The organism is Pseudomonas cichorii (genome assembly GCF_015471405.1).
In the GTDB taxonomy this organism is placed as follows: domain Bacteria; phylum Pseudomonadota; class Gammaproteobacteria; order Pseudomonadales; family Pseudomonadaceae; genus Aquipseudomonas; species Aquipseudomonas serbiensis.
Map to the genome: position 1 here is coordinate 140,448 of NZ_BLVZ01000011.1, position 15,074 is coordinate 155,521.

A 15,074-nucleotide genomic window follows, 5' to 3' on the forward strand; every position below is an offset into this window, starting at 1 on the left:
ATCGCAGGAGAGGTCGGGTGAAAGGCAGTCAAAACGTGTCAAAGCAGTCTGTAACCGCCACGAACCCGCTTCCGGCTGCAAGCCTGCAAGGCTTGTTTCCCGGCCTCCTCCTTGCCGTCGCAGGCTTGCTGTGCTCAGCGGTGCTGATCTGGTTTGCGCTGTTGAGCAACCCCCAGCAACAAAACCCGCTGACCCAAGCCTGGGGAAGCAGCCAGGCCTCGGCCGTCAATCTGGCCCTCAAGCAGATGAACGCCGACACCCAGGCTGCCGCCTCCAACGACGCTCTCGTACAAGCCCTGCAAAGCAAGGACACTGCTGCGCTGGCGGCACTGCAACACCAGCTCAGGTACTGGGATGGCCTGGTCGGTGCCCGAATCGATCCCAAAGGCCTGAATGACGTCGATCCGCAAGGCCCGCTGCCAGTGAGCTTTGCGACTCTGGATATGCTGAACGACGCCGCCCAGGGCCAGACCGTACCTCCCGAAGCCCGCAAGCTGGGCGAACGCTGGGTGATCTACAGCGCAGCACCGGTGCGGGCCAGCCCGACACAACCGGTCATTGGCACCCTGTTGCTGGCGTTCGATCCACAACGCTTGCTCAACGCACTGCCGGTCATGCCTGACGAGGCCGGAAAAATCGTTCTGAGCCAGCAATTCGGTACAGGGCAAGAGCAGGTTTTCCTGCAACGCGGGGAAGCAGACAACGGCAAGCCGTTGAGCTTCGATACGGGTCATGCCAACTGGAAACTCGAATTCACCCCTGGCTCATCACTGCAATCTTCACCTTCCCTGCTGCTTCTGTTAGTGGCGGCAATCATTGCTCTGGCTGGCGTATTACTGGGGCTGCACTTTAATGAAAGGGCTCTGCAACGGCGTATTTGCGAGGATGCACGGCAACTGAATCAGCTGCTTCAAGAACTCTCGGACGGAAAAACCGTCAAACCCTTCGGTTTGAGCCTTGAGGCACTCAACAGTCTGGCTCAGGCCCTTGCCCGCTTTTCGCCTCGCGGCCAGCCACAGCCGGTCGTGAACGAGGAGTCGGACGCCGCAAGCAGTACGAGAAACAGTGTTTCGACCCCATTCACAGCACCTGACGCCCAATGGACAGATCCGCTGTTTCAAGATACCGATATTCTTGATATCGACCTTCTCGACGAAAACCAGGACTTCCTGAGATCGGAGCATCCCCCAGTTATGAGCAGCCAAGAATCCACGGCACCTAAACTTCCCGACAATATTTTCCGCGCCTATGACATCCGCGGCGTGGTCGGGGATACCCTCAATGCTGAAACGGCTTATTGGATCGGTCGCGCCATAGGCTCCGAAAGCCTGGCCCAGAACGAGCCGAACGTCAGTGTTGGACGCGACGGACGTCTTTCAGGTCCTGAACTGGTGCAACAACTGATTCAAGGCCTGCACGACAGCGGCTGCCACGTCAGCGATGTCGGCCTGGTGCCAACCCCTGCGCTTTACTATGCGGCCAATGTGCTGGCTGGCAAGACCGGCGTCATGTTGACCGGCAGCCACAACCCCAAGGACTACAACGGCTTCAAGATCGTCATTGCTGGCGACACCCTGGCCAACGAGCAGATCCAGGCGCTGCACGAACGCATCAAGACCAACAACCTGACTTCCCAGAAAGGCAGCATCACCAAGGTCGACATCCTTGATCGCTACTTCCAGCAGATCAAGAACGACATCGTGCTGGCTCGCAAACTGAAAGTCGTGGTCGACTGCGGCAACGGCGCAGCCGGTGTAATCGCCCCGCAACTGATCGAAGCCCTGGGCTGTGAAGTGATCTCCCTGTTCGCGGAAGTCGACGGCAACTTCCCCAACCACCACCCGGACCCGGGCAAGCTGGAAAACCTCGAAGACCTGATCGCCAAGGTCAAGGAAACAGGTGCAGACCTGGGCCTGGCCTTCGACGGCGACGGCGACCGTGTGGGTGTGGTGACCAACAAAGGCAATGTGGTCTACCCCGACCGCCTGCTGATGCTCTTCGCGCTGGACGTGCTGAAACGCAATCCGGGCGCCGATATCATTTTCGACGTGAAATGCACCCGCCGCCTGACCCCGCTGATCAGCGAGCACGGTGGTCGTCCGGTCATGTGGAAAACCGGCCACTCCCTGATCAAGAAAGAGATGAAAAAGAGCGGTGCGCTGCTCGCTGGCGAGATGAGCGGCCATATCTTCTTCAAGGAGCGCTGGTTCGGTTTCGACGACGGTATCTACAGTGCTGCACGCCTGCTGGAAATCCTCAGCCAGGAATCCCAGAGCGCCGAAGACCTGTTCGAGACCTTCCCGAACGACATTTCTACGCCTGAGATCAACATTAAGGTGACCGATGTCACCAAGTTCAGCATCATTGAGGCCCTTGAGAAAGACGCCCAGTGGGGCGACGCTAAACTGACCAGCATCGACGGTGTGCGCGTGGACTATCCGAACGGCTGGGGCCTGGTACGTGCTTCCAATACTACACCAGTGCTGGTATTGCGCTTCGAGGCTGAAACCGAAGCCGAATTGCAGCGTATCAAGGATGTTTTCCACGCCGAGATCAAGAAAGTTGCACCGGATCTCAAACTTCCGTTCTGATTGTTTTTTCCTTTTGACTGGAGCCCTGAATGACCCTCGACCGTGATGCCGCCTCTAATGTAGCCAAGGTTCTATCCGAAGCGCTGCCTTACATTCGCCGCTTCGTCGGCAAGACGCTGGTAATCAAGTACGGCGGCAACGCCATGGAGAGCGAGGAGCTGAAAACCGGCTTCGCGCGCGACATCGTGCTGATGAAAGCGGTAGGCATCAACCCGGTGGTCGTTCACGGCGGCGGCCCTCAAATCGGTGATCTGCTCAAGCGCCTGTCCATCGAGAGCCACTTCATCGATGGCATGCGCGTCACCGATGCCCAGACCATGGACGTGGTGGAAATGGTCCTGGGCGGCCAGGTCAACAAGGACATCGTCAACCTGATCAACCGTCATGGCGGCAGCGCGATTGGCCTGACCGGCAAGGACGCTGAACTGATTCGTGCGCGCAAGCTCACCGTCAGCCGCCAGACACCAGAAATGACCAAGCCTGAAATCATCGACATCGGCCACGTGGGCGAAGTCGTGGGCGTCAACACCGAACTGCTGAACATGCTGGTCAAAGGCGACTTCATCCCGGTCATCGCACCTATCGGTGTCGGCCCGGACGGCGAGTCCTACAACATCAACGCCGACCTGGTTGCCGGCAAGGTTGCAGAAGCCCTCAAGGCCGAAAAACTGATGCTGCTGACCAACATCGCCGGCCTGATGGACAAGCAAGGTGAAGTCCTCACCGGCCTGACCACCGAGCAGGTAGACAGCCTGATCGCCGACGGCACCATCTACGGCGGCATGCTGCCCAAGATCCGCTGCGCACTGGAAGCAGTCCAGGGCGGCGTTCACAGCTCGCACATCATCGACGGCCGCGTACCCAACGCCGTCCTGCTGGAAATCTTCACCGACAGCGGCGTCGGCACGTTGATTACCAACCGCAAGCGTCACTGATTGCGATAAGAAGCGCCCAAAGCCCTGCCAGCTTTTGTTGGCGGGGCTTTTTTACAGGTGTCATGAATTCGGTGCTTCGTGGTCCCGTCGCCGGCAAGCCGCCTCCCACAGACGACACCGCTCTGACTTGGCAACGCTTAACGAAGACAGAGCGAATGAATTCGCTTACCTGATCACCACTCCTCTACAAGTCCTCATTCCCGATCGACTTGAAGACTCGCAAGTTACTCTCCTGCCCACCAATGCTTTGATTGACGCTACGGATCAGATTGGCCATGTCCGCCGCTGCTACCCGCAGATCCACGTCTGGCATATGCAGGATGTAGTTTGTCATCACATAAGCATCGTTGATCGCGTGTACCGAAGACAGGGACTGGAGCGGCCCCAGCGGTGCAACGATGCCTGCGGCCCGAAATTGTTCTTCATACTCGATCACCGATTTGAAAGGTAAACCTTTACACAAGTCATCGGTCCCCAGGTACTTGTGAGTGCATTCGTGGATGAGCGTATCGACCAGGTCTTCCATCCGCGTACTCATTACTTTGTTGAACCGGAGATTGACGTCGCTGGAGTTGTGATACCCCGCTGGATTTGTGTTTAGGCAACCGTTAGTCGACGGTCCGCCGAACAGAATGTGAGACAGCGGTTTTGTTACATAAGCAACCACCCCAGGCCCGGGGGGCTTTAGCCAGTGATAGCCAAACTCCGCCAAACGCAGGCCAGGCGAACGCATACCAGCCAGCAATTGCTGCAACTTCAGGTTCAGAGCTTCCAGAGCCTCAAAAACCTGAGGGACCGAACTCAGGCGGAAGTGAACTACCAAATGCCGATAGAAGTCCGGATGTAGCATCTGCACCGACTCTTCGTCGTCAAAGCCTGAGTGTTGCGCCTCTCTGACCACATGAAGGGCGATTACCGCTCTCTCGACAGCTTCGTGAACGGCTGCACGTGCCAGACGCATGGCTTCAGACAATTTGCTTAGCGCAGGGGGCGTAATCTCGTTGATGGCGATAATGTTCAGGCCGCCGATCTTATATTCCACTGCCATGTGTGCTCCGGACCGGATGAGAGTAAGGACGATTGTGCATGACCATCCGTACGAACGGCCAGTTGATACTAGCCTCCGCCCCAGGTCGCCCAATAGAGGCGTATACCTGGAGTGACGCTTATCCGCCCCCGAACTCACGTCCAGGCACCTGATCGCAAGATGCCTCTCTTTCTCTTGAGTGAAACTTCCGAGACAATCTCGACCGCTTGCGCCTGTCTATTTCGGTAACTAGTCTGCGTCGGTCGCTGAAACTCAGCGATCGGGTTTAGCAGCCCGTTCTTATCAGGCGTACAGCGCTCCCATTACCCAAGGTGCTTTTGCAGCCCTGCGTTATGGTGGCCGTGCGTGGGGCATCTTCGGGTGCGCCGGGTTCCTGATAACCGGTCTGCTAACCCGCGCATGGCTACCACCCACTCGTTTAGCAGCGAGGGTGTTGGCTTCTTTTAATTATCAGGAGTTACACCATGGTTAAAAAACTTGTTCCCGACCCGCCTGTTTTTGGGCTGTCTTCCCCGGACAACACCATCGACTGCCATGAAACCCAACTGGCCCATGTCTCAGACCTTTTGCGCTGCGCAGGTGCGACGGCCTATGAAGGTGGCGATGCGTTGAATGGCCAGCAGCGAGACCTGATTATGGCTTCAATGCACTTGATCAGTCAGGCTCAGGGGGTGATTGACCAGATGCTTGATACCCCCGTCTCCAACAGACGAAGTTGAAACATCTTCGCGAATGAATTCGCTCCTACCCGAACGCTGCAGGAGCGAATTCATTCGCGAAAACGCCAGACACCACCTTACCTGAGCAACTTCTCCACCCGAGCCCGATCCTCGGCAAAGCTTGCCTCGGCCTGGACGCGGGATGTCTGGTAGCGGGTGATGTCGGCCTGAATACGCTGTTGCTGCTCCTGCACGTCGTTCAACTGATCGATGAGGGCCTGGGGAATCGGGCGACCGGCGCGTTCCAGGTCGGCGGCCTGGCTTTGCATGTTGCGTTGCTGGGCGGTAAGGCCCTGGATATTGCCTTGGGCCACACCAATCAACGCATCCAGCTCGGCCAGTTTGCGGGCCTTGACGCGGTCCACCTCTTCGACGCTGCTGTAGAGGCTCAGCAATTGCGCATCGGCGCTGGCCTGAACCTTGTCGGCTTCGGCCTGCCGGATCTGTTCGGCGGTGGGTGCGGGCGGTACGACCTGCACCACTCGCCCTCGGGCGTTGAGCACTTCGTAGCCTTTGGCGACATACTCCGGCGGCACGCCCTGACGATCCAGTACGGTCACGCCGCGGCTGTCGATATAGCGATAGAACAGAACGTCAGCCGTATCCGCAGCCAGAGCCGCCACGGGCGTCAGTACGCCCAATGACAGCAAAAGCCCCAGCGCATTCAGCAAACGCATGTCGAATCCCGATCACAGCCAGCGACAGCCATACACTCCCCTTGTCAGATTCCGTATTGCGCCCTGTAGGCTTCAACCGCAGGCAAGTGCTGCTTGAGCTGCGGATCGTCTGCAAGGAATTGTAGAACCTGATTGAGGGATACGATGCTCACGACCGGGATCCCGAAGTCACGTTCGACTTCCTGGATGGCCGAAAGCTCGCCATTGCCGCGTTCCTGACGATTGAGTGCGATCAGAACACCGGCCGCGGTTGCGTCCTGGCCCTTGATGATCTGCATGACCTCGCGAATCGCGGTGCCGGCGGTGATCACGTCGTCGATGATCAGCACGTTACCGGTCAACGGTGCGCCAACCAGGCTGCCGCCTTCGCCGTGTGCCTTGGCCTCTTTGCGGTTGAAACACCAGGGCAGATCCATGCCGTGATGTTCAGCCAAAGCCACGGCTGTCGCGGCCGCCAGAGGAATACCCTTGTAGGCCGGCCCGAACAGGACGTCGAAGGAAATGCCACTGTCGACCACCGCTGCGGCATAGAAACGCCCCAGCTGAGACAGGGCCGAACCGCTGTTGAACAGACCGGCGTTGAAGAAATACGGACTGGTGCGCCCGGACTTGAGAGTGAACTCACCGAAGCGCAAAACGCCGCGATCGATGGCAAAACGAATGAAATCGCGTTGATACGCTTGCATGAAAAAAGCCCCGAATACCACGGATTTAGCTAAATAGGTAGAGCTCGGGTATCATACACGCACGTGATTTTTGGGGCCATTTATGCGGATCATCAGTGTGAACGTGAATGGCATTCAGGCTGCAGTCGAGCGTGGTTTGCTCAGTTGGCTGCAAGCTCAGAATGCCGACGTCATCTGTCTACAGGACACCCGCGCCTCCACCTTTGAACTGGATGATCCAGCCTTCCAACTGGATGGCTACTTCCTCTATGCCTGCGAAGCCGAAGTTCCAGCCCAGGGTGGTGTGGCGCTGTATTCGCGGTTGCAACCGAAGGCGGTAATCAGCGGCCTGGGCTTTGAAACAGCCGACCGCTACGGGCGTTACCTGCAAGCAGATTTCGATAAAGTCAGTATTGCAACCCTGCTTTTCCCGTCGGGAATGAACGGGGACGAAGACTTGAATCAGAAATTCAAGCTCATGGACGACTTCGCCAAGTACATGGACAAGCAACGCCGCAAGCGTCGCGAGTACATCTACTGCGGCTCGTTCTATGTGGCGCAGCAGAAGCTCGACATCAAGAACTGGCGTGACAGCCAGCAATCTCCTGGTTTCCTGGCACCGGAACGCGCCTGGATGGACGAGATTGTCGGCACCATGGGTTATGTCGACGCCCTGCGTGAAGTCAACCGTGAAGGCGATCAGTACAGCTGGTGGCCCGACAGCGAGCAGGCCGAGATGCTGAATCTGGGCTGGCGCTTCGACTATCAGATCCTGACACCGGGTCTGCGTCGTTTCGTGCGCAGCGCCCGCTTGCCGCGTCAGCCACGCTTCTCGCAGCATGCGCCGCTGATCGTGGACTACGACTGGACCCTGACGATCTGACCCGGACCATCCGGCCCCATGAGAATCAGGCCTTTGCCGGTCGATAGAGAAAATGCCCGTATCGCAAGGTACGGGCATTTTTCTTGCGCGTTATAACGCTCTGCGCCCATAACGCCCGCGTGCAGTTTCAATTCCGATCTATAGTAGTGACTTCAGTTTGGCTAAAACCTGTTGTGCAGGAATGGCAGGTCTCGCCGAAAGCATGAACACATGGCTATGTAATTCATCAGGACCAGCCATCCCAGACCGGAATCCAGACATGAATGCACCGAAAGAATCCGTCATCATCACAGGCATCACGGGCCAGGATGGCGCTTATCTGACTCAATTGCTGTTGGAAAAGGGCTACAAGGTTTACGGCACTTATCGCCGTACCAGTTCAGTCACCTTCTGGCGTCTTGAAGAGCTTGGAGTCACTAACCATCCCAACCTGCACCTCGTCGAGCATGACCTTACGGATCTGAGCGCAAGCATTCGCCTCCTGCAAAAAGCCGAACCTACACAAATCTACAACCTTGCGGCCCAGAGTTTTGTGGGCGTTTCCTTCGACCAGCCGCTGACTACAGCCGAAATTACCGGGCTGGGCGCCGTCAACCTGCTGGAAGCCATCCGCATCGTCAACCCGAAGATCCGCTTCTATCAGGCCTCGACTTCGGAGATGTTCGGCAAGGTGCAGCAGGTCCCACAAACCGAAGAGACCTCGTTCTACCCTCGCAGCCCTTATGGCGTGGCGAAGCTTTATGCGCACTGGATGACGATCAACTATCGCGAGTCCTATGGCATCTTTGGTTCGAGCGGCATTCTGTTCAACCACGAGTCGCCACTGCGCGGTAAAGAATTCGTGACCCGCAAGATTACCGATGCCGTGGCGCGGATCTCCCTGGGCATGCAGGACGTGCTGGAACTGGGGAACATGGACGCCAAACGCGACTGGGGCTTCGCCAAGGAATATGTAGAAGGCATGTGGCGCATGTTGCAGGCTGACGAGCCGGACACCTTCGTACTGGCCACCAATCGCACTGAAACCGTTCGTGACTTCGTGTCGATGGCCTTCAAGGCCGTCGATATCCATCTGGACTGGAAAGGCAGTGCCGACAATGAGCACGGCATCGACACCCGCACCGGCAAGACCGTGATCCGGGTCAATCCGAAGTTCTATCGCCCGGCCGAGGTCGAACTGTTGATCGGCAATCCTGAAAAAGCCAAGCGTGTGCTGGGCTGGCAAGCCAGTACCAACCTGGAACAACTCTGCCAGTTGATGGTGGAAACAGATTTGAAGCGCAACAAGAACGGCACTTCATTCTGATGTGATCCCGCATCCCCCGGCTGCACTGGCATTCGGGGGACAGGCGATCAGCGAGCCTCTTTTACCTCGGCACGCCAGTAATCCAGCAGCGTGGCGAGGGTTTCCTGCAGGTCGATACCGGGTTGCCAGCCAATGGCATTACGGATGGCCGAGTTATCACCGACTGCACTGGGAATATCAGAAGGACGCATCCGCTGCGGGTCTTCACCAACTTCGATATCTTTCGAGCTCATTGCCAGGAGCATGTCGAGCATCGTCTGGATCTTGCGCGGCTGGCCGCTGCAAATATTGAAACAGCGCGGATAGTCGCCGTCCCTGTCGGCCAATTGCAGTAACGCGACGTAGGCATTGCAGACATCGCGCACATCAAGAAAGTCGCGCTCGGCCTGCAGATTTCCCACCTTCAATAACGGCGGCTGTTCGCCAGCCTCGACAAGTGCGATCTGCCGGGCAAAGGATGCCGTGGCAAAGTCGGGCGATTGCTGTGCGCCGATATGATTGAAAGGGCGCACGATAATGCCCGGCTGGCCTTGCCGGAAGTATTCGTTGACTGCCGCTTCGGCGGCCAGCTTGCTGGCGGCGTAAGGGTTGAGTGGCTGACACGGGCTGCTTTCATTCAGGGGAATCGCCTGCTTGAAGCTGCCGCCGTAGACCTCCGAAGAGCTGACGAACAATACAAATGCCTTGGGCGCCTTGTTCTGTAAGGCCTGCAACAGGTTGACGCTGCCCATGACGTTGGTTTCCCAGGTCAGCAAAGGCTCCTTGAAGCTGGTCGGCACATGCGTAATGGCCGCCAGATGCACCACATGGGTAGGATCGGCTTCGGCAATGGCCTGTTCCAGAGCCTCGGCATTGCGAATATCGCATTGCAGGAGATGGTCGGCATGGGAGGGTGCCGGCGAGGTGTTTCCCACCAGGGCAATGACATGATGCCCGGCGTCTTGCAGGGTCTCGCATAAAATCTTCCCAACGAAACCGTTGGCGCCGGTAATCAGGATGCGCTGCATCTTGGGGGCTTCCTCAGTGACTTTTGGCAAGTAGTGGAGTGTGAAAGGCAGACTTTGCTGCAAGCAGGCTAGCCCGAGTATCCAGCTTTGTCCTGCAATGGGCTGCGCGGGCCAGTATCAGAGGTTTTTTAGCTATCTAAGTTCAGCACATGCATTTTTCCCATACCGCCGTCCGCTCATTAGACGAAGAGCATTAAGCCTTCTACGCTTCAATTCGATAGCACTGAAATCCACTACTCTGGTGTCGCCCATGTTCAATACCAGCTTGAAAAAGGAATTACAGGCGCAACAAGCCGAGTTATCGATGTACCGACAGATGCAAAGGGGCATGGACGCCCGAATGGTGTCCATCACGGTGGATGCCAACTATCGCATTACTCACGCCAACACCAACTTTCTCAAGATGCTGGGTTATTCCGGCGAGCAATTGGTGGGGCGCAACATGGACCAGCTCATTCCGCCTTACGTCAAACAGCTCGACTGCTACCGCAACCTTGTGGCGGCGGTGCAAAAGGGCGAGTCGGCCTTCGACAATTACCGCTTTATCAGGGCTGACGGCAGCCTGGCGTGGATTCGCGCCATGTGGCAGCCGATTCTGGATGACAGCGGCAAACTCCTGGAGATCAAGTGCTATGGCTCGGACATCACCCAGACTGTCGAAACCGCAGCCGAGAACTCGGCCTTCATCCAGGCATTGCTGCGCTCTACTGCCGTGATCGAGTTCGATCTGGGTGGTCACGTGCTGGTCGCCAATGATCAGTTCATGCGAGGCATGGGTTACAACCTTGGACAGATCAAGGGCAAACACCACAGCATGTTTTGCGACCCGCAAGAGAGTTCGTCGAGCCAGTACAAGGAGTTCTGGGCAACCCTGAACCGTGGCGAGTTCGTTGCCAACCGCTTCAAGCGTATCGACAGCAATGGCCGGGTGGTATGGCTGGAGGCGACCTATAACCCGGTCCACGATGCCCAGGGCAAGCTCTACAAGGTCGTGAAATTCGCTACGGTGGTGACGGATCAGGTCCTGCGTGAAGAAGAGGTCAGCAAGGCAGCCAGTATCGCCTTTGAAATCTCTCAACAAACCGACGTCAGCGCCCAGCGAGGGGCAACAGTGGTCCAGAACACCGTTCAGACCATGCACCGGATCTCCGATGAACTGCAATCTGCCTCCTCGGGCATTGAGGCGCTGGGCAAGCAATCACTGCTGATCAGCTCCATCGTGCAGACCATCGGCGGTATCGCTCAACAAACCAACCTGCTGGCACTCAACGCCGCCATCGAAGCCGCAAGGGCTGGAGAGCAGGGCCGCGGGTTTGCGGTCGTGGCCGATGAGGTCCGCCAACTGGCAGGCCGAACCAGCGCGGCCACCGAAGAGATTGTCAGCGTCGTGCAGCAGAACCAGACACTGGCTGATGAAGCCGTGCGCGGTATGGCCAACAGCAGAGGGCAGGCAGAGCAGGGCCTGGCGCTGGCCAACGAGGCAGGCTCGGTGATTGTCGAAATCCAGGAGGGCGCCAAGCAGGTAGTCGGAGCAGTCGGGCAGTTTGCCAATCAACTGAAATAAGGTAGTAACAGAGTAACTCGATACAGAAACGGACTTGAGCCACAATGGCACCCTTTAGTTCATGACGCTGCCCGCATGCCGACGCATCGGGCAGCCTGTCGAAGGAAAGTCCACCGATGACTCTGTTTTCCAGACAATGGCGTAAAGGTCTGGCGCTTGCTGCACCACTGACCCTTCTACTCACGGCCTGTGATGTTTCCGAGAAGCCCGCCAAGACCACACCACCTCATACCTCGTACAACAAGGCCACATGGGAAGCCCTGCCGGCTGTTACTGACAGTGACTTGCAGGCCGGTTTCGGCTCATGGCGCAGCGCATGTACTCGTCTCAAGGCCGATCCGGTCTGGGGCGGCACCTGTAGTGCGGCAGCCAGTCTGGCCGCAAATGCCAGCGCGACAGATATCCGCGGTTTCCTGCAAGCCAATCTGCAGGTCTACAGCCTGCGCAATGATGGCGGCAGCGCCGACGGCCTGATTACCGGCTACTACGAACCCATATACCCCGGCAGCCTGACCCAGACCGCACAGGCTACGGTCCCGGTCTATGGCATCCCCGAAGATCTGATCGTGGTCAATCTGGACAGCATCTATCCAGAACTCAAGGGCAAGCGTCTGCGTGGGCGGCTTGAAGGGCGAGTGCTCAAGCCTTATGACGACGCAGCAACCATCAACGAGCAAGGGCTGAATGCGCCCGTGATCGCCTGGCTGACCAACCCGATGGATCTGCAATTCCTGCAGATTCAGGGTTCCGGACGGGTGAGCCTGCCAGACGGTACGCAAGCACGCCTGGCATACGCCGATCAGAACGGTCGTCCTTATCGCGCCATTGGCCGCTGGCTGGTGGAGCAAGGCGAGTTGAAGAAAGAAGACGTGACCATGGGCACCATCGCAGCCTGGGCCAAGGCCAATCCGCAGCGCATCCCGGAACTGCTGGCCAGTAACCCCAGTTATGTGTTCTTCACTCGCAATCCGGACAGCAACGAAGGGCCGCGAGGTTCACTGAACGTGCCGCTGACTGCAGGTTACAGCGTGGCCATCGACCGCAAGGTGATCCCGCTGGGCAGCCTGCTCTGGCTGTCGACCACACGTCCTGACGGCAGCAGTCTGGTTCGGCCAGTCGCGGCTCAGGACACCGGTGGTGCAATTGCCGGGGAAGTACGCGCCGACCTGTTCTGGGGCACAGGAGACGAAGCCGGGCATCTGGCCGGGGACATGAAGCAGAAAGGCAACATCTGGCTCTTGTGGCCCAAGGACAAAGCCCTGCCTCAGGATCCTGAGCCAGCGCAGAAGTAAGGTTCTGCGCAGCTCAACCGCCTCGGGCTATCCGAGGCGGTTATCCACCGTGAAATCCAGCTCCTTCGCCTTGGCCACAAGGGTCTTGAAGGACGAATGCTGCACATTGAGCAGATAGTTGGATTCACGCGGCACGATCACGCTGGGCACTGCCAGTGCCAGGCTTTGGCCGGAGTCCAGCCACGCATCGCCGAAGGATGCGGTCGAAGGCGGAGCAGGCTCCTCGCGCCAGTCCGGGGGAAGAATGTCGGGGCGCGCCTTGAGGATGCGATCCTTGGGAATCTGCAGTTCAAGCATGACGTAGTGCTGAACCATGCTGGAGTTATCCAGATGGACCAGCACTTCCAGCAATGCCAGTGACTCACTGCCAGCGCAGTACACGCAAGCCCGGCCCTTGCTGTTCCAGCGTCCACCGTAGAGCTTTGCGCCTTCGCCATCGAAAGCCTGGGCCAGCCATTTGCGTTTTACCAGACGGTAGACATGGATCACGCCACAACCCCGTGCTCAAGGCGGCCGATCAGGTCCAGTACGGCCTGGGCTTCGGCCGAAGTCGTGAGCATTTCCAGGGGCCGACGCTGGCCCATTCCATAGACCGGCTTGGTCAGCCAGCGGCGGGTGGCTTCAATGTCGTCTTCAAACAAATCCAGCGCAGCCTTGTAAATGGCCGCCAGCCGAAACAGTCGGTCGCTTTCCTCTGCATTGAACTGACGCACTTTAAGGCGCCGTTGCAAGGTTGCAGGGGCGATCCCCAGGTGTTCGGCCAGAGTCGAGCGATTCAGGTCGGTGTAGTTGGCCAACCGCTCGAATACTTCGTAGGGCAACCCGGCACGCAGGGAGGTATACAACTGAGCGCCACGAGCAGGAACGCCCAGCTTTTGCCAGAAATCCTCGTCCTGAACCGGGGCAGGGTAATAGTCGCGAATAGCGAGTGGCATGACAGAATCCTTCCATCTACTGATAGTGACTAGCTATATCACTTGATCATTGATCTGTCATTCACACCACGGACAGACGGTTGAAAAACACCCGAATCAACAGGAAGTTCATGCTCTTTTTATTGGCGCAATATCCAGGAAAAAGCGTCAATAAATCATTATGTCATTGAGGTATATATCAGTTTCGTTGCCCTGCTATATTGAACCTGTGCTGTAGCGTAATCCCATGTGCGGCAAGGCTTGGTGCAATAAAGCATCATTGATTCATCAGGCTTTCACGAGCACAGTTATTGCATGAAAACCGGAAAGGGAACTATTGGGTTCAAGGATGTGTGTCGAGGTATCAAAAGGTTTTTTTATTGGCTCCGATCCGGCTCGTTTTCGTGAAGGCAATCGGACGTGTTGATACTCTGCTGCCGTCAGCCTGAAACTTTTGTAGTGAGAAACAATGAATGTCCATGATTCCGCTGCTGATTTGCGATGACTCCAACATGGCTCGCAAGCAACTGTTGCGAGCCTTGCCTGAGGACTGGGGTGTATCGGTCACGATGGCAACCAATGGACTTGAAGGGCTGGGTGCCGTTCGCAATGGATTGGGTCAGGTTGTATTGCTGGACCTGACGATGCCTGTGATGGATGGCTATCAGGCGTTGGCTGCCATCCGTGCAGAAAACCTTGAAGCCAAGGTCATTGTCGTCTCCGGCGACGTTCAGGATGAAGCCGTTCGGCGCGTCATGGAGCTGGGCGCGCTGGCCTTCCTGAAAAAGCCCGCCGACCCCGACGAACTCAAGCAGACCCTTGTACGACTGGGCCTGATGGGCGAACCGACAAAGGTGCCGACCGTCGTTCCTCCACTCAAGGATGGCGTCATCAGTTTCCAGGATGCCTTCCGGGAAACCATCAACGTCGCCATGGGCCGAGCGGCAGCTTTGCTTGCCAAGGTGCTGGGTGTGTTCGTGCAGTTGCCGGTCCCCAACGTCAACATGCTCGAAGTCGGTGAGCTGCATATGGCGCTGGCCGACGCCCACCGCGATCAACGCCTGACGGCGGTGTGCCAAGGCTATATCGGCGGCGGTATTTCCGGCGAAGCGCTGCTGATTTTCCATGACTCCGAACTCTCCGACATGTCTCAGCTCATGCAGCGCAGCTCGCCCGATTATTCGGACATGGAGATGCTGCTGGACCTGTCCACCGTCCTGATCGGTGCCTGTCTGAGCGGGATTGCCGAGCAGATCGATATCGCCTTTTCTCAGGGCCATCCACAGATTCTCGGAGCTCAGGGCGGGATCGATGACCTGATTCGCGTCAACAGCAAGCGCTGGAAGAAAACCCTCGCGGTGGAAATCAGTTACAGCGTCGAAGGCCATAACATCCATTTCGATCTGTTGATGCTGTTCACCGAAGACTCGGTCGAACTGCTTACGCGCAAACTTGCCTACATGATGAGCTGAC

At 57.4% G+C, this 15,074-nt stretch carries 13 protein-coding genes and 2 pseudogenes; 9 read left to right on the plus strand and 6 right to left on the minus strand.

What is annotated here, in order from left to right; genetic code table 11:
- Positions 1–17: 17 nt before the first annotated feature.
- Together JL015_RS27965 and argB are read left to right on the plus strand one after the other, a co-directional pair.
- Complete coding sequence (locus tag JL015_RS27965; RefSeq protein WP_307726270.1) at positions 18–2,591, plus strand: phosphomannomutase/phosphoglucomutase; 2,574 nt, start codon at positions 18–20, stop codon at positions 2,589–2,591.
- A gap of 29 nt (positions 2,592–2,620) precedes the next feature.
- The gene (argB, locus tag JL015_RS18575) at positions 2,621–3,526 is read left to right on the plus strand and encodes an acetylglutamate kinase (protein WP_025257915.1); all 906 of its coding nucleotides are present in this window, start codon (positions 2,621–2,623) and stop codon (positions 3,524–3,526) included.
- A gap of 184 nt (positions 3,527–3,710) precedes the next feature.
- Here the strand turns inward: argB and JL015_RS18580 are convergent, their stop codons facing one another.
- Positions 3,711–4,574, minus strand: a complete 864-nt coding sequence (locus JL015_RS18580) for a hypothetical protein (RefSeq protein WP_201019475.1) — start codon at positions 4,572–4,574, stop codon at positions 3,711–3,713.
- A gap of 464 nt (positions 4,575–5,038) precedes the next feature.
- On the opposite strand from JL015_RS18580, the gene JL015_RS18585 reads away from it, so the two are divergent.
- Positions 5,039–5,293 carry a DUF6124 family protein gene (locus tag JL015_RS18585; RefSeq protein ID WP_201019476.1) on the plus strand — a complete coding sequence of 85 codons (255 nt, stop codon included), beginning with the start codon at positions 5,039–5,041 and terminating at the stop codon, positions 5,291–5,293.
- Positions 5,294–5,370: 77 nt separating this feature from the next.
- Here the strand turns inward: JL015_RS18585 and JL015_RS18590 are convergent, their stop codons facing one another.
- The gene (locus tag JL015_RS18590) at positions 5,371–5,970 is read right to left on the minus strand and encodes a DUF4124 domain-containing protein (RefSeq protein WP_201019477.1); all 600 of its coding nucleotides are present in this window, start codon (positions 5,968–5,970) and stop codon (positions 5,371–5,373) included.
- Between the two features lie 44 nt (positions 5,971–6,014).
- Positions 6,015–6,656: an orotate phosphoribosyltransferase gene (pyrE, locus tag JL015_RS18595; protein WP_117180673.1), complete on the minus strand. Its 642-nt coding sequence runs from the start codon at positions 6,654–6,656 to the stop codon at positions 6,015–6,017.
- Positions 6,657–6,738: 82 nt separating this feature from the next.
- Here pyrE and JL015_RS18600 point away from each other — a divergent pair, with 82 nt between their 5' ends.
- Both JL015_RS18600 and gmd read left to right on the plus strand, forming a co-directional pair.
- Complete coding sequence (locus JL015_RS18600) at positions 6,739–7,518, plus strand: exodeoxyribonuclease III (protein ID WP_025257912.1); 780 nt, start codon at positions 6,739–6,741, stop codon at positions 7,516–7,518.
- Positions 7,519–7,777: 259 nt separating this feature from the next.
- Complete coding sequence (gene gmd / locus JL015_RS18605) at positions 7,778–8,824, plus strand: GDP-mannose 4,6-dehydratase (RefSeq protein ID WP_201001029.1); 1,047 nt, start codon at positions 7,778–7,780, stop codon at positions 8,822–8,824.
- 47 nt (positions 8,825–8,871) lie between these two features.
- Here the strand turns inward: gmd and JL015_RS18610 are convergent, their stop codons facing one another.
- Complete coding sequence (locus tag JL015_RS18610) at positions 8,872–9,831, minus strand: GDP-mannose 4,6-dehydratase (protein ID WP_201019478.1); 960 nt, start codon at positions 9,829–9,831, stop codon at positions 8,872–8,874.
- Positions 9,832–10,135: 304 nt separating this feature from the next.
- On the opposite strand from JL015_RS18610, the pseudogene JL015_RS28135 reads away from it, so the two are divergent.
- From JL015_RS28135 to mltA, 3 genes and pseudogenes are all read left to right on the plus strand, one after another.
- Positions 10,136–10,858 (plus strand): annotated as a pseudogene (locus JL015_RS28135) (PAS domain-containing protein); the annotation flags it as partial.
- A gap of 102 nt (positions 10,859–10,960) precedes the next feature.
- Positions 10,961–11,395: pseudogene (locus tag JL015_RS28140) on the plus strand (methyl-accepting chemotaxis protein); the annotation flags it as partial.
- A 116-nt stretch (positions 11,396–11,511) separates the two neighbouring features.
- The gene (gene mltA, locus JL015_RS18620) at positions 11,512–12,687 is read left to right on the plus strand and encodes a murein transglycosylase A (RefSeq protein WP_201019480.1); all 1,176 of its coding nucleotides are present in this window, start codon (positions 11,512–11,514) and stop codon (positions 12,685–12,687) included.
- A gap of 27 nt (positions 12,688–12,714) precedes the next feature.
- Here the strand turns inward: mltA and JL015_RS18625 are convergent, their stop codons facing one another.
- The gene (locus JL015_RS18625; protein WP_201019481.1) at positions 12,715–13,176 is read right to left on the minus strand and encodes an RES family NAD+ phosphorylase; all 462 of its coding nucleotides are present in this window, start codon (positions 13,174–13,176) and stop codon (positions 12,715–12,717) included.
- Positions 13,173–13,622 carry a type II RES/Xre toxin-antitoxin system antitoxin gene (gene parS, locus JL015_RS18630; protein WP_201019482.1) on the minus strand — a complete coding sequence of 150 codons (450 nt, stop codon included), beginning with the start codon at positions 13,620–13,622 and terminating at the stop codon, positions 13,173–13,175. The genes JL015_RS18625 and parS overlap by 4 nt, the downstream gene beginning before the upstream one ends.
- A gap of 452 nt (positions 13,623–14,074) precedes the next feature.
- Here parS and JL015_RS18635 point away from each other — a divergent pair, with 452 nt between their 5' ends.
- Complete coding sequence (locus JL015_RS18635) at positions 14,075–15,073, plus strand: response regulator (protein ID WP_201019483.1); 999 nt, start codon at positions 14,075–14,077, stop codon at positions 15,071–15,073.
- Position 15,074: the final 1 nt, after the last annotated feature.